The organism is Marinomonas posidonica (assembly GCF_043643765.1).
Classification (GTDB): Bacteria; Pseudomonadota; Gammaproteobacteria; order Pseudomonadales; family Marinomonadaceae; genus Marinomonas; species Marinomonas posidonica_A.
In genome coordinates this window covers 51,686-75,249 of the sequence record NZ_JBHZSP010000009.1, presented here as the reverse complement: position 1 = coordinate 75,249, position 23,564 = coordinate 51,686, and the positions used below count along the sequence as shown (strand labels likewise).

Annotated in this window: 21 protein-coding genes; 10 read left to right on the top strand and 11 right to left on the bottom strand. The window is 44.6% G+C overall.

What is annotated here, in order from left to right:
- Window positions 1-42: 42 nt before the first annotated feature.
- From ACHUFM_RS11520 to ACHUFM_RS11510, 3 genes are all read right to left on the bottom strand, one after another.
- Entirely contained in the window at window positions 43-549 is a 507-nt protein-coding gene (locus ACHUFM_RS11520) for a hypothetical protein (protein WP_394182395.1), read from the bottom strand.
- A gap of 89 nt (window positions 550-638) precedes the next feature.
- Entirely contained in the window at window positions 639-2,405 is a 1,767-nt protein-coding gene (locus ACHUFM_RS11515) for a sodium:solute symporter family protein (protein ID WP_394182394.1), read from the bottom strand.
- 6 nt (window positions 2,406-2,411) lie between these two features.
- Window positions 2,412-2,672 carry a DUF4212 domain-containing protein gene (locus ACHUFM_RS11510; RefSeq protein ID WP_113874046.1) on the bottom strand — a complete coding sequence of 87 codons (261 nt, stop codon included), beginning with the start codon at window positions 2,670-2,672 and terminating at the stop codon, window positions 2,412-2,414.
- A 153-nt stretch (window positions 2,673-2,825) separates the two neighbouring features.
- Here ACHUFM_RS11510 and ACHUFM_RS11505 point away from each other — a divergent pair, with 153 nt between their 5' ends.
- Genes ACHUFM_RS11505 through ACHUFM_RS11495 form a run of 3 tightly spaced genes read left to right on the top strand, consistent with a single transcriptional unit; the run spans window position 2,826 to window position 4,349 of the window.
- On the top strand, window positions 2,826-3,461 hold the full coding sequence (locus ACHUFM_RS11505) for a DUF6500 family protein (protein WP_394182393.1): 636 nt from the start codon (window positions 2,826-2,828) through the stop codon (window positions 3,459-3,461).
- Window positions 3,458-3,880 (top strand): GNAT family N-acetyltransferase, encoded by a 423-nt coding sequence (locus tag ACHUFM_RS11500; RefSeq protein ID WP_394182392.1) that lies wholly within the window; start codon window positions 3,458-3,460, stop codon window positions 3,878-3,880. Before ACHUFM_RS11505 ends, ACHUFM_RS11500 begins: the two co-directional genes overlap by 4 nt.
- 13 nt (window positions 3,881-3,893) lie before the next feature.
- Window positions 3,894-4,349, top strand: coding sequence for an MOSC domain-containing protein (locus ACHUFM_RS11495; protein ID WP_394182391.1), 456 nt, complete (start codon window positions 3,894-3,896; stop codon window positions 4,347-4,349).
- 5 nt (window positions 4,350-4,354) lie between these two features.
- On the opposite strand, the gene ACHUFM_RS11490 is transcribed toward ACHUFM_RS11495, so the two are convergent.
- The 3 genes from ACHUFM_RS11490 to ACHUFM_RS11480 form a co-directional block, all read right to left on the bottom strand.
- Window positions 4,355-6,085, bottom strand: coding sequence for an aminotransferase class V-fold PLP-dependent enzyme (locus tag ACHUFM_RS11490; protein WP_394182390.1), 1,731 nt, complete (start codon window positions 6,083-6,085; stop codon window positions 4,355-4,357).
- A 40-nt stretch (window positions 6,086-6,125) separates the two neighbouring features.
- Window positions 6,126-6,602, bottom strand: a complete 477-nt coding sequence (locus tag ACHUFM_RS11485) for an Lrp/AsnC family transcriptional regulator (RefSeq protein WP_394182389.1) — start codon at window positions 6,600-6,602, stop codon at window positions 6,126-6,128.
- 162 nt (window positions 6,603-6,764) lie between these two features.
- A complete protein-coding gene (locus ACHUFM_RS11480) occupies window positions 6,765-6,971 on the bottom strand; it encodes a hypothetical protein (RefSeq protein WP_394182388.1) in 207 nt (68 codons plus the stop codon).
- Window positions 6,972-7,095: 124 nt separating this feature from the next.
- Between ACHUFM_RS11480 and ACHUFM_RS11475 the strand changes: the two genes are divergently transcribed.
- Window positions 7,096-8,988: a methyl-accepting chemotaxis protein gene (locus ACHUFM_RS11475; RefSeq protein ID WP_394182387.1), complete on the top strand. Its 1,893-nt coding sequence runs from the start codon at window positions 7,096-7,098 to the stop codon at window positions 8,986-8,988.
- 99 nt (window positions 8,989-9,087) lie between these two features.
- Here ACHUFM_RS11475 and ACHUFM_RS11470 read toward each other — a convergent pair whose 3' ends face one another.
- The 4 genes from ACHUFM_RS11470 to ACHUFM_RS11455 all read right to left on the bottom strand — a co-directional run bounded on the left by ACHUFM_RS11470 (window position 9,088) and on the right by ACHUFM_RS11455 (window position 16,424).
- Window positions 9,088-12,273, bottom strand: coding sequence for an efflux RND transporter permease subunit (locus tag ACHUFM_RS11470; protein WP_394182386.1), 3,186 nt, complete (start codon window positions 12,271-12,273; stop codon window positions 9,088-9,090).
- Window positions 12,270-13,529 carry an efflux RND transporter periplasmic adaptor subunit gene (locus ACHUFM_RS11465; RefSeq protein ID WP_394182385.1) on the bottom strand — a complete coding sequence of 420 codons (1,260 nt, stop codon included), beginning with the start codon at window positions 13,527-13,529 and terminating at the stop codon, window positions 12,270-12,272. The genes ACHUFM_RS11470 and ACHUFM_RS11465 overlap by 4 nt, the downstream gene beginning before the upstream one ends.
- Window positions 13,526-14,902, bottom strand: coding sequence for a TolC family protein (locus tag ACHUFM_RS11460; RefSeq protein ID WP_394182384.1), 1,377 nt, complete (start codon window positions 14,900-14,902; stop codon window positions 13,526-13,528). Before ACHUFM_RS11460 ends, ACHUFM_RS11465 begins: the two co-directional genes overlap by 4 nt.
- Before the next feature lie 610 nt (window positions 14,903-15,512).
- Complete coding sequence (locus ACHUFM_RS11455) at window positions 15,513-16,424, bottom strand: LysR family transcriptional regulator (protein WP_394182383.1); 912 nt, start codon at window positions 16,422-16,424, stop codon at window positions 15,513-15,515.
- Between the two features lie 132 nt (window positions 16,425-16,556).
- Here ACHUFM_RS11455 and ACHUFM_RS11450 point away from each other — a divergent pair, with 132 nt between their 5' ends.
- The 5 genes from ACHUFM_RS11450 to ACHUFM_RS11430 all read left to right on the top strand — a co-directional run bounded on the left by ACHUFM_RS11450 (window position 16,557) and on the right by ACHUFM_RS11430 (window position 21,679).
- Entirely contained in the window at window positions 16,557-17,636 is a 1,080-nt protein-coding gene (locus ACHUFM_RS11450) for an MBL fold metallo-hydrolase (protein ID WP_394182382.1), read from the top strand.
- A 150-nt stretch (window positions 17,637-17,786) separates the two neighbouring features.
- Window positions 17,787-18,728, top strand: a complete 942-nt coding sequence (locus ACHUFM_RS11445) for an ABC transporter substrate-binding protein (protein ID WP_394182381.1) — start codon at window positions 17,787-17,789, stop codon at window positions 18,726-18,728.
- 5 nt (window positions 18,729-18,733) lie between these two features.
- Window positions 18,734-19,753 (top strand): FecCD family ABC transporter permease, encoded by a 1,020-nt coding sequence (locus ACHUFM_RS11440; RefSeq protein ID WP_394182380.1) that lies wholly within the window; start codon window positions 18,734-18,736, stop codon window positions 19,751-19,753.
- Window positions 19,750-20,832: a FecCD family ABC transporter permease gene (locus ACHUFM_RS11435; protein ID WP_394182379.1), complete on the top strand. Its 1,083-nt coding sequence runs from the start codon at window positions 19,750-19,752 to the stop codon at window positions 20,830-20,832. The genes ACHUFM_RS11440 and ACHUFM_RS11435 overlap by 4 nt, the downstream gene beginning before the upstream one ends.
- Window positions 20,833-20,878: 46 nt before the next feature.
- A complete protein-coding gene (locus ACHUFM_RS11430; protein ID WP_394182378.1) occupies window positions 20,879-21,679 on the top strand; it encodes an ABC transporter ATP-binding protein in 801 nt (266 codons plus the stop codon).
- Between the two features lie 52 nt (window positions 21,680-21,731).
- Here ACHUFM_RS11430 and ACHUFM_RS11425 read toward each other — a convergent pair whose 3' ends face one another.
- Window positions 21,732-23,135 (bottom strand): aminotransferase-like domain-containing protein, encoded by a 1,404-nt coding sequence (locus ACHUFM_RS11425; protein ID WP_394182377.1) that lies wholly within the window; start codon window positions 23,133-23,135, stop codon window positions 21,732-21,734.
- 236 nt (window positions 23,136-23,371) lie between these two features.
- Between ACHUFM_RS11425 and ACHUFM_RS11420 the strand changes: the two genes are divergently transcribed.
- The gene (locus ACHUFM_RS11420) at window positions 23,372-23,563 is read left to right on the top strand and encodes a hypothetical protein (RefSeq protein ID WP_394182376.1); all 192 of its coding nucleotides are present in this window, start codon (window positions 23,372-23,374) and stop codon (window positions 23,561-23,563) included.
- Window position 23,564 lies beyond the last annotated feature (1 nt).

Below are 23,564 nucleotides of genomic sequence, written 5' to 3'. Positions count from 1 at the left end.
GCTCTGCCAAGGCAATTATATTCAAGCGAGCGATGGAATTCTTCAACTACAGACGGCGGTGATTAACGGGTCGTTATCCTCTAATGGGTACCATTGAGTGGTTGAATTGGTTTCGGCACTGAATGAATCGGTAAAGTCTGCTCGAGCCGATTGTACGCAATCAATGACTTGTGGGACTCGTTTTGCCGTAGAGCGGCGTTCAAAAAAGTACAGATCCACCAAAATTAAATTTGGGTCAATTTTATTTTGTGCCGAATTGGCAACATCAGCTGCAATGAAACGAGTGGTTTGAGGAAAGACGTAACTCCATGGACGCCAAATGGCTTTTTCTTCAACCGCTTTAACGACCACAACACCAGTGGGCAATAAACCCGTTTGATGATCGTACCAATCGTATTCGCCTTGTACTTGAAAACCAAGCATACAGAGACCTGCAAACGCTGGCACTAACCATTTAGGTGCGGTCTGTTTAGAGAGTTTACGAATTAATAAAGCGATACCGGCGCCGCCAAGACCAGCAAAAACAGTTGCGACCAATTCCCAAATCATATGACTGTGTTCCTTTATTTAATTTTCTTATTATAAGGAAATCGAGCCTTGCGGAAAGCAAGGCTCGATATTGAGTAGGAAGGCGTCAGTTAGTGATCAACTGCGCTACCTGCCCCTTGTGGGTAACGAACATTTTCAACCAAATCTTGGATTTCTTTAGGTGGCTCTTCTGTCATTGAGGATACGGCAAAGGCAACGGCGAAGTTGATCAAAGCGCCAACGGCACCGAATGACAATGGAGAGATACCAAGCAACCAATTATCTGGTGTATTGGCTAGGGTTGCTGTGCCTGGAATGAAGAACCAACCTAGGAATAAGAAGATATAAACCAAAGTGGAAATCAAACCTGCCAGCATGCCTGAGACAGCCCCTTTACTGTTCACACGTTTCGAGAAAATCCCCATCATTAACGCTGGGAAGATGGACGCTGCCGCGATACCAAACGCCAGAGCAACGACCTGTGCGGCGAATCCTGGCGGGTTCATACCGAGGTAGGTGGCGACGATAATGGCGACAAACATGGATATCCGTGCGACCGTCAATTCCCCCTTGTCACTGATGTCGGGGTTAATCGAGCCTTTTATGACGTCATGACTGACGGCAGAAGAAATAGCCAGTAATAAGCCTGCGGCGGTGGAGAGTGCGGCCGCGAGACCACCTGCTGCGATCAAACCAATGACCCAACCTGGTAGATTGGCAATTTCAGGGTTAGCCAATACCAGAATGTCACGGTTAACCGTTAACTCGTTTCCTTCCCAACCACGTGCTGTCGCTTCCGCTTCATAGGTTGGTGTATCGTTATAGAATTGGATACGACCGTCACCATTTTTGTCTTCATACTTGATCAAACCAGTGGTTTCCCAAGTTTGAATCCAATCTGGACGCTCGGCATATTCAATTGGTTGCTCAGTTGGACCTGATGGGTAGATGGTTGTCATTAGGTTCAAACGAGCCATAGACGCTACGGCAGGAGCCGTTAGGTATAACAAGGCAATGAAGACCAATGCCCAACCAGCAGACCAACGTGCATCAGCCACTTTAGGGACAGTGAAGAAGCGAATAATAACGTGAGGCAGACCCGCAGTACCTATCATCAAGGATAGAGTAAAGAGAACCATATTCAGTTTATTGTCCACATCGGCCGTGTAATCTCTAAAGCCGAGTTCACGTACTACCTCATCCAGTTTCTGCAACAACGGCATACCGGATTCAGTATGAGTTGAGAACAAGCCTAACGCTGGAATGAAAGAGTCCGTTAGTTGCAAGGAGATAAAGACCGCTGGAATGGTATAAGCAATGATTAACACCACATATTGCGCAACCTGAGTATAGGTAATCCCTTTCATACCGCCTAATACAGCATAAAAGAATACCACAACAGCGGCGATCATTAAGCCTGTGTTTTTATCTACTTCTAGGAAGCGTGAGAAAGCCACACCAGCACCAGTCATTTGACCAATGACATAAGTAACAGACGCGGTAATCAAACATGCAACGGCAACCAGACGGGCAGTACGACTGTAGAATCGATCACCAATGAAGTCTGGTACGGTAAACTTACCAAATTTACGCAAATAAGGTGCGAGTAGCATCGCGAGAAGTACATACCCTCCCGTCCAGCCCATGAGGAAAGTTGAGTTAGCGTAACCACCGGCCGCAATGAGGCCTGCCATGGAGATAAAGGACGCCGCCGACATCCAATCTGCAGCGGTTGCCATACCATTGAGGACCGGGTGGACACCACCACCTGCCACGTAGAATTCTTTAGTTGATCCTGCACGAGCCCAAATCGCGATACCGAAGTAAAGCGCAAAGGACCCACCGACAAATAACAAGTTAATAGCAAATTGACTCATATTGAATTACTCCTGCAGGCCGAATTCTTCGTCTAGCTTATTCATTCTCCAGGCATAGAAGAAAGTCAAAGCAATGAAAACGAGGATGGAACCTTGCTGGGCAAACCAGAAACCTAAGTCTGTTCCTCCAATATGAATCCCAGAGAGCATGGGACGTAGTAGGATGGCACAACCGTAAGAGGCAAGGGCCCAAATCACCAGACTTCCGAGGATGAGCCGGAGGTTGGCTTGCCAATACTTTTCTGCATTAATGCTATGATCTGACACGGTAGATCTCCTTATAATTATTTTTATTACGCATCTCTAATCTAGCAGGGACGAATTGAATAAGAAGTCAGACTTTAGTCGCATAGGGAGTATAAATGAGACTTATAGTCGCAAGTATCAAGCAGTGAAAAGATTAAAAAAGGGAATAAAGTCATGAATTTAGAAGTGAGACAAAAGATTCTTTCAGTTTGTCAGGAAAAAATAAGACAAAAAGGCGAAAAGGTTCAGGTGTCATTTTATGCTTTTTTTGCCAATAAAAATGACCAGCCAGAAACTTTAATGTCCGTAGCACGTTGGTGGATTGAAGAGCACCAGCTTAATCACTTTGAGAAAGCGACTAAAATTTTTGCCATGATCAAGTCATATCAAGATAAAAAGCTTGGATCATCCGTAAAAGGCTTTAATCACCTTACATTGTCAGTAAAGGATATTAGTCGCTCACTCGATTTCTATGAGAATCAGTTGGGTTTTACCGCTGAGGTTCGTTGGGCAACGGGCGCTTATTTATCTTATGGTGATGCTTGGCTGTGCTTATCTTTGTGTTTGGATAAAAAAGAAGAGATGCGTGTTCACTATACTCATTATGCTTTTAATATTGATACTGCGTCCTTAAAGGCGATGTGTGATGATCCTTCATTGGATATTTGGCAAGCCAACCAAAGTGAAGGGGAGTCTTTGTACGTAAGAGACCCCGATGGTCATCAATTGGAGTTCCACCTTGGGTCTTTGTCATCCCGTCTGACCTCGTTAAAAGAAACCCCCTATCAGGGTTTGGAGTGGTTATCGTGATACTAGAAGCGCTAGCGATTCGAAAAATTGATGCTGAGACAACCTTACCCTTGCGCCAACAAGTATTATGGCCAAATAAAACCATAGAGGAATGCCGCGTCGAGGACGATGATTTTGGGGAACACTATGGTGTGGACAAACAAGGTTTGTTGGTTTGCGTGGCGTCTGTTTTTATTCAGCAAGATACGGCAAGGTTAAGAAAATTTGCTACTTTAGAAGCTTTTCAGAGGCAGGGCATAGGTCAGTTTGTGTTAAGTCGTATTATTGAAGACCTAAAAGCCAGTGGCGTTCGTATCTTCTGGTGTGATGCCAGAGAAAGTGCCAGCTCTTTATATCAGCGTTTTGGTATGACAGCATCGGGCGAGCGTTTTTACAAAGGGGACATTCCTTATCGTCGAATGTCTGTGTCGTTTAAATAAAGGAAAGCGTTATATGATCCAAGCCATCTTTGTGGCGAAAAAAGCCAAGCAAGCGCAAATTGAAATAGAGGCGGTAAAAGTGGATGCGGGCAAGGGCATCGTAGGGGATAGGTACTACGGAAAAAAAGGCAATGATGGCCCAAATATTACCTTTGTTGCACTGGAAGAAATTCATGCTTTTAATGAAAACTTTGAACAGCGCATCACGCTATCCGATACTCGTCGTAATGTGGTGACCTATGGCGTCAGTTTGAATGACTTGGTCGGTAAGCGATTTCGTATTGGTGATGCTGAGTTTTATGGTGTTGAGCTGTGTGAACCTTGTGCCTTGTTGGGGAAAAGGTTAGCAACGGAAGAGATGAGTGCAGCACAAGTGGTTAAGGCTTGGCTGCACAAAGGAGGATTACGAGCCGACGTGGTTCGTTCTGGCGTACTGCGTGTCGGTATGCCAATTGAACAACTGGATTAAGCTGGCTAGGTTGCCGCTTTAAGGTCTTTAGCCAAGACAAAATCTCTAAGTGAGTCAAATCTTGGGTTGAAGGGTTGCGACTGCCAAGCATAGTCTGTTTGTTGTGGATTTTGTAAAACCTTGGCTAAACTGTCTGCCTGTTGCAGGTAGGCTTTATAACTGTCATGAGGCGATTGCTGAGTCTTCGTTTCAGTTTTGTTTGTTGCGTCAAGCGTGTCCCACTGTATGAGATCATCCAAACTCATAGCGCGACCCTTTTGAGCTTGAAAACGCCATAAATCCTTTTTCTGGTCATAGGCATAAAAAGGCAAAAAGGTGAGACCATGTTGATTGATGAAATCAATGGCACGAAGAATAAAGTCGGCTTCCTGCTGGCTGATGAAATAGTTCAAGTTAAAGCGCACCCAGCCAGGTTTTAGAAGTTTTTCCCCCGCTTTCAGGGCTTGCTGAATTTGCTCAGATCTGCGGTCGTCAATATTCAATAAAGCATGCCCATAAGGTCCAGCACAGGAACAGCCACCGCGCATCTGAATACCAAAGAGATCATTCAATAACGCAGTGATAAAACCATGATGCAAATAGCCTAGTGATGTTTTAATGCGAAATGCGGTAATGGAAATACGCTCAGCAGTGTTATGACCTAGACGTTCAATCGAAGGATGGTTCTGCCAGTGTTGATCAATAAGCTCTACAAACTTGTGTTCTTGCTGTTGAATTACCGCATCGCCCACTAAGGATTTGAGTTTGAAAACCAGACCTGCGCGTATGGACTCTAAAATAGCTGGTGTTCCACCTTCTTCTCGGCGCTCACTTATTGGCAAAAAAGTATGGTCATTCGGTGTGACGAAAGACACTGTCCCCCCACCGACATGGCTGGGTTGAGCGTTCTCAATAATGGTTTTTTTGACAATCAAAATGCCAGGGGTTCCGGGACCACCAATGAATTTATGCGGGGAAAAGAAAAGAGCGTCTTTGTGGTGGTGTTCAGACTGCACAGGATTCATATCGATTTTCACATAAGGGGCGGCTGCGGCGAAATCCCAACAAGAGAGCGCGTTATAAACGTGTAGTAAGTTGGTGATGGCGTCTTGTTCTGAGAGGATACCGGTGACATTAGAAGCGGCACTGAAGCTGCCGATGAGACGCTTTCCTTGATGTTGCTGCAATTGGTCTTCTAAGTCTTGCAAACACACGCCCCCCTGTTTGCCTTCCTTAATGCGGATCAAAGGAATTCCCAGTTCGCGCCACGGCAGCTCATTGGAATGATGTTCATAAGGGCCAATAAAAATGCGCGTTTGGGCTTTTTCGGTGGCGTCTAACTGTCTCAAGCCAAGCTGAGAAATCAGCGTGTTAATAGCGCTGGTGGCGCCACTGCCGCAGAAAATGATCAAATCTTCAGGGCTAGCATTCACTGCTTGACGAATTTCCTCTCTTGCTTGTTCACGAAATGCGGTGGTTTGCATACCGGTGGCATTGGCTTCCGTGTGAGTGTTCGCATAAAAGGGCATGGCATGTTGAACCGCTTGTTCGATGAAATCCAAACAGCGACCTGAGGCTGTGTAATCCGCGTAGGTCAGTTTGCGTTCGCCAAAAGGTGTGGTGATGTTTTGTTGAGCCCCAATAATGCTTTGTCGTATTTTTTTTAACACAAGTTGTGACGATGAGTCGGAATAATCGGTTGTTGAGTGGCAAGCGTCAGTAGTATGTCGGCTATTGGAAGAGTCTGTCGTTAACATGTCGAGGTCCTTAGCCCTGATTGACAGACTCTTCTTCAGCTTATTCGAGTTTATCTCGCTGAGGTAAAGGCAACTCCGTGGTCCATTTAATTTGTTCCATAGCGAAGTTGGAAGTGACGTCTGTTAACGCAGTGGCACTGATTAAGCGTTTATAAAATTGATCATAAGCTGGAATGTCTTTTACCAAAACGCGCAGTAAATAATCGTATTCGCCTGCCATGCGATAAAATTCCACGACTTCTGGAAACTGTGAAACCACTTGTGCAAATTCGGTTGCCCAATTGGCATCGTGTTGATTGGTTTTGACCTGAACGAAAACCGACACGCCTAGTTCCAATTTTTCAGCGTCTAATAAGGCCACGTGACGTTTGATGTAGCCTGATTTTTCTAAGCGCTGAATGCGTCGCCAGCAAGGGGTTTTGGATAAGCCTACTTGCTGAGCCATTGCTTCTGTAGAGATACTATCATTGCTTTGAATTAAAGCAAGAAGTTGCAAGTCTGTGCTATCTAAGTTCATTTTGTACTCAATTTTGATATTTATTTGAAATTTAATTTCTTCACTTTAGTAATTTTCCAGTCTTAAGCAATGCTATTTCTCAATGGGCGGCATTTAAGGAATATCAATTCATTATGACGACGAAAAAAAGTATGAAAAATATCGTTTTTTAGTGGAATTGGCTTAATCCGAGTAACCTGTTCGCTCTCTTTGGTATTCTTCAAAAGATTGGTTGTAGTTCGCTAAGCAATCAGATTGTTGTTGGCCACGATACTCACGACAAGCTGATGCATGATTATATTGAAAAGCTTCATATGCACCTTTGGTTGTGCAAGATGCTTGTGTGACGACTAAGATAAAGCAGAAAGATGTGAAAATACTCTTTTTCATATTCTTTTCCTGTAAACCGAGTAGATAAATAACTTTATATCAGTTTACAGGTCATTCGTTTAGTTTAATAATTAACCAAAAAGTCAAGATTGAAACCCACTAACCATAAAAAGGACTCAACTCGGTGTCACTAAAACTTCGACTCATCTATGCCTTTGTAGCCGTTGTACTCATCAGTACTATCACCATGGGCCTGTTAAGCTTTTATCAAGCTCGTTCGGTCATGTTGGAACGCACTACTAATACAGAACTTCCAGCGCAAATTAAGCAGATTAAAAGTGAGGTTGAAAACCAAATTGAAAACCTTGCTGCCACTGCTCAAACCTTAGCCAATAATCCGTTAATCATTGATTGGGCGAAGAAAGGCTTTGATCCTCAAGAAGAAGATAAGTTAATTGAGTTGCTGGGAAATATCAAAAACCAACTTGGTTTAGATACGGCCTCTTGGGCCGATCGTCAAACTGCTAAGTACTGGAACCAAGATGGTTTTCTGAGAACACTCACGCCAGAGCGTGATAGTTGGTTCTTTGATTTTACTGATTCATCCAATGATCGAAATGTCAGTGTTTACCGCAGCCAATCTTCTGGTGAGGTGAAGTTGTTTGTGAACTACCAAAATACTAATGGCCGTGGTTTGGCTGGATTTGGTATGAATTTAGAGCGAATGACGGCCTATTTAAACAGCTTTACATTTAATGGCAGCGGCTTTGTTTATTTAGTGTCTGGTGATGGCACCTTGAAAGTTCACCGTAATGAAGACCTGTTGGAAAAAACCAAAGTAAGTGACTTATATGGCGCAGAAGTGGGTCGTACCTTGTTGCAGCGCGATGGGCTAAACATTGTGATGGCAGACGATGCGGTATTGGCCAGTGAATACATTCCTGCAATGGGGTGGACACTGGTTGCAGAAATTCCAAAAGAAGCCGTATTTGGTGGTGTAACTACCATGGGGCATGTTTTGCTGATTATGGGGCTTGTTTTGAGTGTCGTGACAGTGATCGCAGCCAGCTTGCTGGGCTCAAAATTGGTAAAACAACTACAAGTTGTGGCCAACAACCTGACCGAAATTGGTGAAGGGGACGGTGATCTAAAACACAGATTAAGTGATCAAGGACCAGCTGAATTAGCCAATATTGGCTCTGGCTTTAATAAGTTTGTTAGCGTCATTCACAATATGGTAAAGCAAGTTAGTCAGACCAGCACTCAGTTGAGTAATGCATCAGAGCAAATGCTCAGTTCGGCCAACACCATGCAATCTGATGCCAAGCAGCAAAGTGAACGAACCTCAATGGTGGCCTCGGCGATTCATGAAGTAGAAGCTTCTGTGCGTGAAGTATCAGGAAATGCTGCGCAAGCAGCTGAGAGTGCTAACCAAGTTGAGCATGAAGTGACATCTGGTCTAAAAGTGGTGTCATCGGCCAAAGCAACCGTAGAAAACCTTGCGTTAGAGAGTCAGAAAACCGCTCAGGTGATTGACGATTTGGCGAAAAACTCTGAGCAGATTGGCAGTATTTTGGAAGTCATTCGCAATATCTCAGAACAAACCAACTTATTGGCACTAAATGCAGCGATTGAGTCGGCCCGAGCAGGTGAGGCAGGTCGTGGTTTTGCCGTTGTGGCGGACGAAGTTCGTAGTTTGGCGAAGCGTACCGCTCAATCTACTGATGAAATTCAGCAAATGATTGATCAATTACAAGCTGAATCTCGTAAGGCCCTAGCGGCATCACAAGCGGGTCAGCAGATTGCTGGCGAAGGTGTAGCGTCGATGCAAGAAGCACAAACTTCGTTACACAGCATTGCTGAACAAGTGAAAACCATGAATGCCATTAATCAGCAAGTAGCCACTTCAACAGAGCAGCAATTACTCGCGATTGAAGATGTTGCAAGTCATGTGACGGGGATTCAGAATTCGGTTGAAACCAGTGTGACCACAGCAAATGATGTCTCAGATAACAGCAAGGCGTTACGTGAACTGTCGAGCAGTCTTGACGAGTTAGTGGCGCGCTTTAAAGTCTAACCCGAGCACCTTCTTTGATATCACTAAAACCCCGATGTTGTTATCAGCATCGGGTTTTTGTTTATCTGTTCCGCCGTTTTAGGACTAACCGGAAAGAGGTTACAACGAAACGGGGGCATCCGATTTTGGCTTGATTCTGCCTTTGATACGCTTGATCACGTTTTCCACATCTTCTTTGATCATCAAGAGGATAGGCATCAATACCAAGGTGATCAAGGTTGCAAACATGATACCGTATCCGAGGGAAACGGCGGCCGGAATCAAAGCCTGGGCCTGACGTGATGTTTCATACAAAATGGGAGCTAAACCTGCGAAAGTAGTAAACGAGGTTAATAACACGGCGCGTAAACGACTTTGGCATGCCATGATGATGGCGCGACGAATGTGAATGGTTTCTTGGCGTAAATCATTGTAGCGAGACACCAGCAGAAGACTGTCGTTTACCACTACACCGCTCAGTGCCAAAATGCCATTTAATGAGAAGATACTCAAAGCCAAACCGTTCATCCAATGACCAAGTAAGGAACCTATGATACCAAATGGAATGGCCATCATGATAATCACAGGTTGGCTGTATGACTTCAATGGAATGGCCAACAGAGCGTAAATGATCAACAGAGCTAACATGAACATTTGGAATAATGATGATTGTGTCTCTGCTTGTTCTTCCGCTTCTCCAGAGAAGGTAAAGTCCACTTCTGAAAATTGTTTTTTGATGTTCGGCATGGCCGATTGCTGCAATAATTCAACCACTTCAGTAGAAGACATGATGTCTTTGTCTACTTCCGCTGACAGGTAGTAAGAGCGTTTGCCATCAATACGAATGATCTCAGTTTGCACTTCTATTTGCCCTAGTTTTGCTACTGTGTCTAGGGGCACGCGTGAACCATTGTCGAGCGTAATCTTAGTGTTCATAATGGCTGCGGGGGATTCTTGCTGTGCTTCCGGATAGCCAATCCGCACTTCCATTTCGTCATTGTCTCTTTGATATGTCTGTACTTCTGTACCATCAAAGTTACTGGCAACTTGGCTCGCCAATTCAGATGTTGTTAAGCCCAGTAAGCGACCTTGCTCACTTAAGCTGAGTTCTAAGCGTGACTCAGGTGGCGTGTCGTACTTTTCAATGCCAGTCACAGCAGGAATTTGATTCAATGCTTCAACCAAGGTGCTCAGTGCTTCATCAAGTGAAGTGGCATTGGTGCTGGCAAGTTCGACATTTAAAGCATCCACTGCGCCGTCTTGGCCATTACGAATGCGCAAACTTTTTACGCCTTCTGGCGTGCCCGCTAAACGTTGCCATTCGGTCGAAAACTGAGTCAATGAATAGGGCGAACCATTCACCAATTCGACGCGGAAGCTGCCAGATTGATCACTGGAAGTATAGGTTTCAATATTTTTTAAATAGCGGTTTGGTAAATCCGTTTGATCGGCCAGTTTGGCATGCGCGGCTCGGGTAAGGTTTCTGTCCGCCTGATAGGCTTTTTGCTCTATCTCAATCAAGGCTTTTTCCGTTTGACCGTAGCTGGCATCGCTCAACATGGTTAAGGAAGCTCGTACTGTATCGCCCGGAATTCGCGGGAAAAAACTGGTGCGAATTTCCCCCGTAAGAGGCATGGAAATGACCAAAGCAAACATACTGATAAAGACCAAGCTCATGGCATATCGGTGGCTCAGACAAAACTCAATGGCTGGTTTATACATTCGATGACTGAAAAACTGCAGTCCATCATCAGCGCCTTTTTGCACCATCCCCCATAGTTTCGCGACTATGTTTTTAGCGGGGGATTTGTGGGTGTTTAGATGTGATAGGTGTGCAGGCAAAATGATTTTGGATTCAATAATAGACAGTACCAAACAAATGGCCACCACTTGAGCAAATTGAGAATAAATCTTCCCCAAACGACCATCAATGTTGGACAAAGCCCAGAAAGCCGCCACTGTGGTAAAGACACCAAATAAGGTAGGCACAGCGACTTCCATGGTGCCCTTTATGGTGTTGTTTAACGTATCACCATCCCGCGCCCGTACGGAATAGATGTTTTCACCGACGACCACCGCATCGTCCACCACAATGCCCAAGGCCAAAATAAAGCCAAAGGTAGTGATCATGTTCAAGGTTAAATCGATTTGACTGGTGCCCATGAGGAAAAGAGTGCCAAAGAAGATAAATGGCAAGCCTGCAGCTACCCAAAAAGCCACCGTAATGTTAAGGAAAATCGCCAATAAGACGAACACTAAAATTACCCCAGTTAGGGCGTTTTTCACCATCAACTCAAGGCGCTGATTAATGGATTCACTGCGATCGTTCCAAGTCGTTAATTCCACTTTGTAAGGCAGTTTTCCAAATGCCTGCCAATCTTCAACACGCTTTTTCGTTGCCTCCACTGTGTTAATAATGTCGTCCTTGCCAATGGTATTAACTCGTAGTGATAAGCTATTTTGTTGATTGAAACGCGATAACACAAAGTCGTCTTCATCGTACGCGTCTTGGACAGTGGCGATGTCGCTGAGTTTTAGTTCGGCACCACTTGTGTTGGTTTTAATCGGAATACGAGAAAATTCATGCTTGAAGTAAGCTTGTTCTGAGGTACTGACTTTGAGATATAAATCCTCATTGCTTAGTGTCGCTACTGATGCTGTGGCGGACTCAGCGTTAATCGCGGTGCTGATGTCGGCCAACGTCAGATCGTAAGCTTCGAGCTTATTTTTATCGACCTTAATTAGCATGCTTGGGTCTCGCCAACCAGAAATGGAAACAGAGTTAATTTCTTTATCTAACAACAGGTCGGTTTTTAAATCGTAGGCGGCTTTTTGCAAGGTTCGACGGTCCGTATCGCCAAATAACTGAATGATAATGGCCAATTCAGAACGGGTGTCTTTAGATATCACGGCAGGATCGGCGTCACTCGGGAAAGAAGAGATCTCATCAACTTTATCTTTGATGTTGTTAAAGACTACATCTAGGTCATAGCCGTCTTTGATTTCAACATTAACCGAACTGCTACTGCTAGTGGAAGTCGACATCACATTGTCGATGCCTTCTAAGCCTTCCAGTTGTTGTTCAATCAAAATGGTGACACTTTCTTCGGTTGCTTTGGCGGAACCACTGTCGTAGCTAACGTCGATGTCGATACCATTTGGCGGTAGGGTCGGAAAGCTTTTTTTACTTAACGAGCCTATGTTAATTACCCCCAACGTAATGATAAAAATCATTAGCAAGTTGGCGGCCACAGGATTTCCTGCAAACCAAGCTATGATGCCTCTTTGTTGATCGTTTGGACTCATCTTTCAGTTTGCTCCATGGCGTCAACTAGGGTGCCTTTTTGGTAACTGTTATAGGGTTTGGTTAGCACTGAGTAAGGTTTGTTTCGCATGGTTTCTGGGACCAAGATGTAAGTGTATTTGGCATCAACAAACAGCGGTGACGTCGGGAAGTAATCGAGACGATTGTCTTCATCAAGGAACCAAATATCGCCACGCTGACTTAACGCTGAGTTGGGTAGCTTCCATAAGTTCTGTAAGGTTTTGCCCTGTAGTTCAACAGTGACAAAGGCGCCCGGTAATAACGGTGCGTCTTGATCTAACGGGGATTCTACTGCCAGGGTTAGGCTGCGCATACGAGTTGAGGTGTCTATGTGTTGACCGACACTGATAACCTTACCTGACCAGCTTGCTTGACTGTCAATACTATGGACGGTGACGGGCCAATTACCCGCAAGTAGCGTGTCTGCGTCAGGTAATTTTGCCCAATCTGAGTTAGCCAGTTCCAAGGTGATTTCTACACGGTCAGTACTGTATAAGGTGGCAATGTCACTGCTGGAGCTCAAATAAGAGCCGGGTGAAATATTGCGTGCTGTAACTAATGCATTAAATGGGGCCACCACTTTGGTATTTTCTAAGTTATCTCTGGCTTCCATGAGGGCCGCTTTAGCTGAATTAACTTCGGCTTTGGCTTCGGCTAGCTGTGGAATACGCCATGTTAAATCGGAATCGGGTTGGTCGGTAAAGCCTGCCGCTTTCCATTCCGCTTTGGCTTGCTCTCCTTGTCTAACTTCTTCTTTTAACGCGAGTTCTGCACTGGCTAAGGCTTTCTCTGCACTGGCGACAGCACTGTTTAATTCGCGATTACGCAAAACGGTTAACACGTCACCTTGTTTAACGCGTTTACCTGCTTCCAGTTGTGGCGAGATTTTAATCACTTCTCCGCTTACTTGACTCGTGAGTGTAAGAGAGTAGCGCGGTGCGGTCACGGCAGAACCTTGAATAATAGGTGAGTATTCACCCGCTTGAACCTTAATGACTGACACTTTTACCGCCGTTTCACCATCGGCTTCTGCTTGAGCGCGGCGATTCGATGTCTCTGCGCGTGGACCTTGACCTGGCGTGCCTCTTGCTCGATCTGGCCCACCTCGGCCTGATTGGTCATGGCCTCTTTGTCCTACAAATTTGTCGGTATTTAATTTGCTGTCAATATAAAAGTAACTGGCAACCGCCAAAATAATTGATAATGCTAGTATGATCCAGCGTGAATAATGCTTCATTCTGGTTTTACTCCCAGTCCTAATGCCAGTCCTAAGGTAATTCGGTTTGCTAAATGTTCGTAGATCAGTTCGTCAAGTTGTGTTTCAAGATCAAACATGGTGGTTTGTGCGGAAATAAGATCACTCAGTTCTACTAAACCATTGCGATATTTGGTTTCATATTGGGTTAAATTGCTGCGTGAACTTTGCAGCGCATTGCGGATATGAGTTAAGCGTTGTTGTAATACTTTTTCTTGTCCTATTGCGTCTTCGACTTCGTTTACCGCAGTTAGTAATGTATCTCGGTAGTCTTGAAAAGCTTGTGCTGTTTGCAACTTAGCCACTTCTGCAGCGGCTTTTAGTTGACCACCTTGATAAAGCGGTTGAGTTAATTGTGCGGCTAAACTCCAAATAGGGGACGTAAATAAGGCCATTCTAGGCGATTCAGCCGCATCAGAAAGGGCGGCGCTCAAGCTAATAGAAGGCAACATGTCTTTGTAGGCGACTTGAGTGTTTAAATCAGCGGCTTCTATGGTCAAATAGGCGGATTTTAGATCAGGGCGGCGTTGCAAATTTTGTTCGGGTAAACCTGATAAGGAATAGCTGACTTCTGGATACTCCTGTTGGGGCGATAGAATCAATGATGTGTTACGCCCTAATAAGGTTTGCAATTCACGTTTTTGAATTTCCAAATTTTCTCGATATTGTGCCAAGGACGCTCGAGATTGCGACGTGGAGGTACGTGCTTCGTCTAGCGCTTCCAAATTGTCTAAGCCACTTTTAAAACGTTTCACGATCAGTTGCTCGTTGGCTTCTAACAAGTTTAAACGTTTGTTTTCGATTTCAATGGCATGTTGTTTGGCTGTCAGAGAGAGCCATGTCTTCATGACACTCGACACTAGCGTGTCTTGACTGGATTGATATAAGGCTTCATCGCTGGCGAGACTCTTCGCCGAAGCCGACTCAGCGTTAGCGAGTTTTTGCCATAAGTCCAATTCCCAACTGACACTGATTTTTGCAGAGTAACTGGTATCACTGTTTTTGTCTTCATTGACACCAACGCTAGCATCCACTGAGGGTAAGTTCGCACCGTGGGATTTTTTCAGTTCCCATAAACTTGCTTGCAGGGTTAGAGCGGTTTTTTGCAAACTTGGATTGGCAATTAATGCTTCTTGGATGAGCTGGTCCAGTTCGTCACTTTGAATTAAATCAGTTAGGTAACTGATTTCGCCCGCTTGATCCAAGGATTGCCATTGGTTAGCTTGGACCTTGGTATTCTCGAGCTCTTGTTGTGCTAGATCCGCGAAATTCACTCTTTCTGGTGAACTACTACAAGCGACTAAGGCGGTACTGATGCATAACAGAGCGGCACAACGGAACGGTTTGCTTGTCATTGAATCAATCCTGATTATTTTCTAATGCGAACTTTGTCGGCTCGTACTAGCGTAAGTTTGCTTTAAAAAGCTATTAAGTTGCACCAGATTATTGGTTTAAAGGTCTTTTCCATAAAGTAAATTTTCATTTATTTACATTTAGATATAGCATTTTGTCATTCTCATTTATATTGGCCCTTATTGTGAACATAAGGTTTCCGAATAAAAGGGTGAATGAAATGGGGCAGGTGATGATGAACAGATGAACTTAGACAAGTGCTACTTAACCATATGACAGATGATTTTTATAAGATGTTCTTATTGTTTTCAATAAGAACATCTAGGCCGCGAGCGGCTATAAGAATATATAATGAAACACAACTCTGCTTCTTTTAGTGGTATACGCATGTTAAATGATGAAGGGATACACATTTTTCTCATACAATGACTCGTTACTTGTGTCTTGATCTGAAGATCGCACACGTCCACTGTGTCTTTTCCCTAGTGTTGCCACATAGGATGTTAAAGGGTATCCAGAGAGAGCTGTCAGTTTTTTTATCTGTAATTGAGTATGCCTTACATTAAGAAGAGATTGTTCAGGCCTACTTTTAATGTAAGGGGCTCTTGACTGTTAAGAATGTTGCTCGTCTAGAATATCGCGAGTGCGATTGCGGAAATGGTGCAAAAATTCTGACATACGTTTGGGCAAACTGCCATAAGGGTATAAAAGATAGACAGGAATCCTAGGCAATTGCCATTGTGGTAACACGCGGATTAAATCCCCTGGGTGGTGTTTTTCTCGCATGGTGACCATATAGTCAGGCAGTACACCAACGCCACAGCCTTTGGCAATTTGCTCCATCTGCATGGCAATTTGATCGGTCCAAATTTGTGATTTGGGGATCTGAATGCGCTTAGCTCCATCTTCTAGATGATGTAATTCTAAATCACCAGCAGGTTGATAAAAGTGATGGAAATTCACCCATGGGATGTTTTCTAATTCTTCTACATCAATTAAGTTCGGGTTGTTTTTGACAAATTTTTTGGAAGCGAAAAGACCACAGGTTAAATAGCCAACCATTTCTTCTTTAAACCGAGACGGTTCAGGTGAACCTAACCAGACGCCGATATCAGCTTGTTCTAACTCGGAAAATTTAGAGGTGGTCTTAAGGGAAAAATTAACATTAGGGTGTTCATTGGCAAAATGAATGATTTCTTTAGGCAACCAAGAACGAGCCAGTCCAGAGTAAGCAGCAATGCTTAAATCACCTATCACCGAATCTTGAAGCGAGTCTATGGTTTTTTGCGCCTGTTTGGCGGCCTCGATAATCTTGCAGGCAAACGGGTGAAAAGCACGTCCTGTGTCGTTGGCGATCATTTGATTCGCTTGACGTAATAATAAAGTCTGCCCTAACTGGTTTTCAAGATTTGCAATCCGGCGACTGAGAGTGGATTTGGAAACGCTAAGTCGTTTTGCCGCTTGGGTTAAATTTTCTGTTTCAATCAGTGTAATAAAGCTTTGTAAGTCATTTAAATCGTACATGCAGCGTGCCTAATCGTCTTGAATGTGCAGAGTGGTATTGCATATATCGGAACACATTGTTCCGAGTCCTGCTGGTCATTTTGTGTGAGAATCTAAATAGTAACCAATCTTATTTATAAAGTTGAGACTTTTATGACATTTCGCCGCACTGTTTGTTCTCCTAAACGGATTTCCGTGCTCTCTTTGTGCCTCTCAGCGTTGACTTTTAGTCATCATGGTATGGCTCAAACCACCTTGTCGCCAGAAGCTTTGGTGGCACAAGGTTTGGCAGCCGGTAAAGGTTACCCTGGATTATCTAAGCTATGTGCTATTGATAGACCATTAAGAAACATTGGAGCGCGAAAGGTCGGTTCGGGGAACATAAAGCGTACGTCAACAGATGAACAAAGAGCAGAGCGTGCCAAACGTTCTTATATTGAACCACAGCAAGTCTTCGATAATCTTTATTTTGTCGGTAATCGTTCGGTCGCCAGCTGGGTGATCAAAACTTCTGAAGGACTGATTCTACTGGATGCCATGAACAGTAATCGTCAAGCGGAAGACATAATCGTGGCGGGGATCAAGCAACTTGGAATGGATCCGAATGACATACGTTACCTGATCATTGCTCATGCGCATGGTGACCATTATGGCGGTCAAGAGTATTTGGTGAAATCCTTCCAACCAAAAGTGGTGATGAGTGACGCAGATTGGAAAGAATTAGAACGACCTGATCCAGAAATCATTAACCCTAAATGGGGTAAAGCACCGACTCGAGATGTAACCATTAATGATGGTGATGTAATCGAGTTGGGTGATACTAAGGTACAGCTATACGTTACGCCAGGTCATACCTTAGGTACGATCTCACTAATCTTTCCGGTTATAGATGGGGATAAAACTCATATGGCAGCCTTGTGGGGCGGCACAGGGTTGAACTTTGGGCCGAATATCGAGCGTCTACAAATGTACACAGATTCTGCGGCTCGTTTCAAACAGCTGGCAGACAGCGAATCGGTTGATGTGTTTTTGTCTAATCACCCTACGATAGACAATAGTGTAGAGCGCATGCCAGCCTTGCAACAACGTCAAGTTGGTCAGCCACATCCATTTGTTGATGTTAATGCGACGGACGCCTTTGCGTTACTGCGCGATTGTACTTTGGCCCGTGTCGTGAAAATTTCGAACTATCAAGATCGAGTGCAAAAAAAATCGGTTTCTACTGTCGATTAATTGAGAACCCCTTGCATGATGATATTCAAGTTTCATTTTTAAACGGCAACTTTATTTTATAAATGATAAATATTATTATTCTTGTTTTAGGTCGCGCTCGGTGATGTCAGTAATAAGTGTTATTTTATTCAAAGAAATTAAGAGGTTAATATGTCCTTGTTAGGTGGATTCAGTCGTTCTATCGGTATGTTTTTTGGGCTAATGTATGCGTTACCCGTGTTAGCAGGCGATATCACGGTGGCGACAAAATACGGTAATGTGACTGTGAGTGATAAAGTCGAGCGCATTGTTACGGTTCATGAAGGAGCGCTAGATACTGCATTTGCTTTAGGTTTTGAACCAGTTGGTGCTATCTCAACTCGAGGTGGTGATGGCGTGGCCAATTACATTCAAGAAACCGCGAAAAACGTCAACATAGTCGGAACGGCTCGGGAAACCAATCTTGAGGCTGTGATTGCTCAGCGTCCAGATATTATCTTAGCCTCATACCGTTTACCGGCTGAGCAATACGCTTTATTGTCAAAAATCGCACCGACCATAGTACCGCAAGGTGAGGGTCTTCGCCCTGATGGTTGGGTCAGTGAAATGCGTGTTTACGCAAAAGCATTGAATCGTGAACAGAAAGCAGAACAAATTATCCAAGCGGTTACGGAACGGGCGGTACAGATTAAAACTCAACTGCAGGCTAAATTACCAGCTGATCAACGTGGTGCGGCTTTGATCCGTTGGATGCCACAAGGTGCTTTAGTACTAACGACGCAATTTTTCACAAGTGGACTATTGTCTCAAGTTGGTTTTGAGGTCACGGATTCTGGCTTGATTAAACCTGGTCGTCCACACTCTAGTCCATTAAGTTTGGAAAATTTGTCCAAAATCGATAACGATTGGGTCTTCATGGCAACATTGGATGAGGAAGGTCAAAAAGCGTTAGAGGCTGCCAAACAATCGCCTGCTTTTGCACGTCTTGATGTGGCAAAGCGTGATCATGTGTTTCCGGTAGATGGCCAATTATGGACCAGTGCATCTGGTCCAATTGCGGCAAACGCAATTTTGGATGATATTCAGAGACTATTGAATACCAAGGTTCAATAACCCAAATGCAATTGTGGTTTCAAACGCCGCCTGCTCAGCGGTCTATTTTGAGTGTTTTAATACCAGTTGCTTTGCTGCTGGTATTTTGCTGTGTGGCCAGTCTCTTTTTGGGTGCGGGTGATGTAGGGCCAAGTGAAGTAATCGCTCTATTAATGGGATCTGGATCCGACGACGCTCGTTTTGTTGTGTTCGAGCTTCGTTTACCGCGTACTTTAATTGGTATCTTCGCTGGCTTAAGTTTGGGTTTAGCTGGCGCGCTTATGCAGTCAGTCGCTCGTAACCCACTGGCTGAGCCCGGTTTGCTTGGTGTCAGTTCAGGCAGTGCCTTTGCCGTAGCGATTGCGTTGGCTTTCGGTGCCAGTACCGCGACCTTGTCGGTTGGTCTCGCTCAATTAGGGGCTCTGATTGGTTGTTTTTGTGTGATTGGTGTGGCGCAAATGCAAGGCCAGCGAAATGATCCTATACGTTTGGTGTTAGCGGGTGCGGCACTGTCCAGTTTGTTGATAGCCATGACCTCTTTGTTGTTGCTGTACAATGAGCGCGCGGCCGATGAAATCCGCTTTTGGGTGACTGGCAGCATTGCGGGCCGCAATGGGGACCAACTGCTGTCATTGTTACCCTCATTTGCCATTGCGATTGCTTGCGTTGTTTATGTGGCCAGACCTTTAGCTTCTTTGGCTCTTGGCGAGCGAGTCGCCATAGGGTTAGGTTATAAGCCTGGTCGTATTCGTTTGATTGTGGTGTTAGCCGTGGCACTGCTGGTTGGCGCAGCGACCGCCATTGCTGGCCCTGTGATGTTCGTTGGTCTGGTGGTACCTTTTGCTGCTCGAGCGTTAGTCGGCCCAGACATTCGCCGAACTCTATGGTTGTGTTTGCCGATTGGGCCATTGGTGATTTTAAGCGCGGATGTGTTCTCAAGATTGGTGGCCCAGCCTGCCGAAATGCCACTAGGTGTATTAACGGCTATGGTAGGGGCACCTGTTTTATTGGCCATTGTTAGAGCACATAGATTACCAACATTATGATGAACAGTCTTCCAACTACTTCTGCTGAGTCGACACCGACTCAAGTGCCGCAAGGCTATGTGAGCCTTACGTTAGGGCAATTTTCTTGTTTGCTTGATCGTCGTGCGATTCGTCGTAATTTATTATTATTAGGCTTAGTGATATTTGCCAGTATCGCTTCGTTGGGTATAGGTACGGTCGTTTTGTCACCATGGCAGGTCATTCAAGCCTTGTTTGGTTATGGTGATGCCTTAAGTCAGTTTGTTGTCCAAGATTTACGTTTGCAGCGTTTGCTGGCGGGGATTTATACGGGGGCCGCGTTTAGTCTGGCAGGTTGCTTGATGCAAACTTTAGCTCGTAATCGCTTAGCCACACCAGGCATTATTGGCATTGATAACGCAGCGATGGCATTTGCTGTATCGTCTGTAGTCAGCACGGCCATTTCCATTGCGCCATCGGCTATGGCTTTAGCGGGGGCCGCAACTGCAACCGCGCTCGCTTTTGGTTTGGCGGGCAGCAGTGGTACTCGAGGCTATCGTTTTATCGTGGCGGGCATAGGTATTGGTGCCATTGCAGGTGCAATTACTCAGTTAATGTTGAGTCAAGTAGACATTGATACAGCCAATGCTGCGTATCCTTGGACGGTTGGTAGTTTAAGTGCACGTCCTGAGTTGATGGTGAATATCCTTGGTGGTGGTTTGTTATTTGGCTTAATTGCCTGCTTGTTACTGACTCATCTATTTTCTTTGTTGCCATTTTCAGACGCTGTTATTACCGGGTTGGGCTCCAGTACTAAATGGTTACGCTTTTCGTCTTTAAGTTTGTCTATTATTTTAACAGGTCTGGCGGTCGCAGTGGCGGGCCCTGTGGGTTTAGTCGCCTTGATAGGACCGGAAATGGCGCGTGTGTTTGCACGTTATCGAGGGATTCCACTTATTGGTTCAGCGTTAGCGGGCGCTTTTATTATGGTGGTAGCCGATCTTATCGGGCGTACTATGTTATCACCGATTGAATTGCCAGTTGGCATTGTGACTTCCGTTGTTGGTGGTCCGTATTTGATTTGGATTTTGATGCGTCAGCGTTCTAAGTCGACAATATAAATTATCAGACCTGTTTTTAGGGTCATTTAAGAAGGATAAGTGTTTCGTGAGTCAGTTTGATACCGTTTCTTTAGGTGCTGAAGCGTTAACCTTAAAGCATGGTAAAACCGCTATTATTGAAGGGTTAGACATACGTCTTCCTAGTAGTAAAGTCACTGCGATTGTTGGTCCTAATGGCTGTGGTAAATCGACTTTATTGAATGGTTTATCTCGTATTCATACGCCGAGTGGTGGAGCCGTTTTATTGAATGGCGAAAATATTCATAAGTTGCCTTCGAAAGAAGTCGCGCGGCGTTTGGCGTTACTGCCTCAAGATACCATTGCACCAGATGGTATTACGGTGAGTGAATTAATCCGTTTTGGTCGGCACCCGCACCAGAGTGCCCTTAAACAATGGGCCATGAGTGATCAAGAGGCCATTGATTATGCCCTTAAAGCGGCGGATTTGAGCGATCTTCAAGAACGTTTATTAGATACCCTTTCAGGTGGCCAAAGACAGCGGGCTTGGATTGCCATGTCTATTGCCCAAGAAACCCCTTTACTGCTTTTAGATGAACCCACTTCGGCTTTGGACTTGGGCCATCAAATTGAAGTGTTTGAGCTGATTCGGGAATTGTCTGAAGAGGGCAAAACCATCGCCATGGTGGTTCACGATTTACCCAGTGCCTGCCGTTATGCCGATCATATTGTGGCGATGAAAAACGGCAAGATCATTACTCAGGGTAGCCCGAAAGATGTGATGACGAAAGAGCTCGTCATGGAGCTGTATGGGGTGGAATGTGATTTGATACCAGACCCTATGACTGGCAGTCCAATTTTAATCAACATTAAACGCGTCAAATCCTAAAATAATGCGACCAATTGGTCGCATTATTTAAATGTTTAAAGTGCTGTTCAGATCAGTCTGGCTGCATCTCCGCAATGACTTGCCCCAGTGTCTTAATGGCCGCTTCCCGTTTTTCAACATTCTTTTCACTGTAATTTAAGCGAAAGCAATTACGGTATTTTCCGGTGGCCGAAAATAAGGGGCCAGGGGCAAAACCGACGCCTTTTTGCCGGCATTTTTCTACCAGCTTCATGCTGTCGATGTCTTTTGCTAATTCTACCCATAAGATAAAACTGCCTACAGGAAAACTGACACGAGTGTCTTTGGGAAGATAGGCTTTAATGGCTTTTAGCAACATATCCCTTTGCTTTTCATAATTTAATCGCATGTTTCGGATGTGTTTTGCATAGCCGCCAAGACGAATGAATTTGGCCACGGCTAATTGTGGCGTGACTGGACACATGGAACTAGACACATATTTTATGTGCGTTACCTTGTCGCGGTAGCGGCCAGGGGCAATCCAACCGACGCGCATACCGGGCGCAATGGATTTGGAAAATGAAGAGCACAATAAGACACGTCCATCGGTATCGAAGGATTTGATGGTTTTAGGGCGTGGAAACTGGAAGGAAATATCACCGTAAATGTCGTCTTCTATGATGGTAATGTCATAACTTTGCGCCAGTCGGTAAAGTTGTTCCTTTTTATCCTCCGGCATGGTGTACCCCATAGGATTATTACAGGTTGGTGTAACGAAAATGGCTTTGATTGGCCATTGATCCAGTGCCAATTCTAGCGCTTCTAAACTGATGCCTGTTTCTGGATGAGTGGGGATTTCCATGGCTTTTAGGTTAGCGGCTTTGATCGCTTGCATAGAGCCATAAAAACTGGGTGATTCGATGGCTATAATATCGCCAGGCTCGGTGACGGCTCGCAAACACACAGATAAAGCTTCCTGACAGCCAGAGGTGATGACTAGGTCATCAGGGTGAAGTTGACAGCCAGATGCTACGGCCAAACGAGACAGTTGCGTTCTGAGTTCTTTCGTACCCCGAACGTCAGAATAGCTTAAACCAACCTCAGGATTCTGTTTGCTCAAATCTTTTAGTAGTGGCTTGAGTGTGGTGGCTTTCATGTCAGGCATCGCATGCTGTAATTGGACGCCATCAGTGCGACTGCGAATCATCAGCATGTTGAGAACTTCTTCCCACTGAGATACTTCTAAAGGGCGTTGTGGTGGGCGAGAAATACTGGGTAGATTGTCCTTGTTTTGAACACTAACAAAGTACCCTGATTTTGGTTTCGCTTCTACTAAGAGCTCTTGCTCTAGTTGGCGATAGGCTTCTTGAACAGTGGAAATACTAACGCCATGTTCTTTCGCTAGTTGTCTAACAGAAGGAAGTTTGTCTCCAGGTTTATAGAAACCAAGCTCGATGTGCTCGCGTAGACGAATGGCGAGGTTTTCATACAGAGTCATTTATTTCTCCTAATCTGTTTAACTGTATTGCGTTGTCACTATTGTAAAGTGCATGAATACAGAAAATAACCATACAGATAGGTGAAAAATACACCATACAGAGCATTACCTGTCATCCTGTATGGTTAAATAAAGGTTTTTTTGAATCTGTATTGAGACTTAGCCCTGCATTAAAGTATAGGAACATACACAAAGGGGTATTATTAGGATACACCGTCAGCGCAAGGAGATAGGTCATGTTAGCAATTGGTTTATTCGCTCATTTACAAGTCTGTGTTTTACGTTTTCAAACTCGTAAAGCATTAAAAACAATGACAGTAGAGCAATGTATGGATATTGGCGTGAACCCTGAAGAGCAGCATTTGGAGGCGAAAAAAGCCAGCATTAAAGGCTTTTTGCAGGACGTGTTTCAATATAAAAAGGGTTAGC

Bases quoted from the DNA above. Each gene is read 5' to 3' on its own strand.
- ACHUFM_RS11520 (WP_394182395.1), bottom strand. From the start codon at position 549: ATGATTTGGGAATTGGTCGCAACTGTTTTTGCTGGTCTTGGCGGCGCC.
- ACHUFM_RS11515 (WP_394182394.1), bottom strand. From the start codon at position 2,405: ATGAGTCAATTTGCTATTAACTTGTTATTTGTCGGTGGGTCCTTTGCG.
- ACHUFM_RS11505 (WP_394182393.1), top strand. From the start codon at position 2,826: ATGAATTTAGAAGTGAGACAAAAGATTCTTTCAGTTTGTCAGGAAAAA.
- ACHUFM_RS11495 (WP_394182391.1), top strand. From the start codon at position 3,894: ATGATCCAAGCCATCTTTGTGGCGAAAAAAGCCAAGCAAGCGCAAATT.
- ACHUFM_RS11490 (WP_394182390.1), bottom strand. From the start codon at position 6,085: ATGTTAACGACAGACTCTTCCAATAGCCGACATACTACTGACGCTTGC.
- ACHUFM_RS11485 (WP_394182389.1), bottom strand. From the start codon at position 6,602: ATGAACTTAGATAGCACAGACTTGCAACTTCTTGCTTTAATTCAAAGC.
- ACHUFM_RS11480 (WP_394182388.1), bottom strand. From the start codon at position 6,971: ATGAAAAAGAGTATTTTCACATCTTTCTGCTTTATCTTAGTCGTCACA.
- ACHUFM_RS11470 (WP_394182386.1), bottom strand. From the start codon at position 12,273: ATGAGTCCAAACGATCAACAAAGAGGCATCATAGCTTGGTTTGCAGGA.
- ACHUFM_RS11465 (WP_394182385.1), bottom strand. From the start codon at position 13,529: ATGAAGCATTATTCACGCTGGATCATACTAGCATTATCAATTATTTTG.
- ACHUFM_RS11460 (WP_394182384.1), bottom strand. From the start codon at position 14,902: ATGACAAGCAAACCGTTCCGTTGTGCCGCTCTGTTATGCATCAGTACC.
- ACHUFM_RS11455 (WP_394182383.1), bottom strand. From the start codon at position 16,424: ATGTACGATTTAAATGACTTACAAAGCTTTATTACACTGATTGAAACA.
- ACHUFM_RS11450 (WP_394182382.1), top strand. From the start codon at position 16,557: ATGACATTTCGCCGCACTGTTTGTTCTCCTAAACGGATTTCCGTGCTC.
- ACHUFM_RS11445 (WP_394182381.1), top strand. From the start codon at position 17,787: ATGTCCTTGTTAGGTGGATTCAGTCGTTCTATCGGTATGTTTTTTGGG.
- ACHUFM_RS11440 (WP_394182380.1), top strand. From the start codon at position 18,734: ATGCAATTGTGGTTTCAAACGCCGCCTGCTCAGCGGTCTATTTTGAGT.
- ACHUFM_RS11435 (WP_394182379.1), top strand. From the start codon at position 19,750: ATGATGAACAGTCTTCCAACTACTTCTGCTGAGTCGACACCGACTCAA.
- ACHUFM_RS11425 (WP_394182377.1), bottom strand. From the start codon at position 23,135: ATGACTCTGTATGAAAACCTCGCCATTCGTCTACGCGAGCACATCGAG.
- ACHUFM_RS11420 (WP_394182376.1), top strand. From the start codon at position 23,372: ATGTTAGCAATTGGTTTATTCGCTCATTTACAAGTCTGTGTTTTACGT.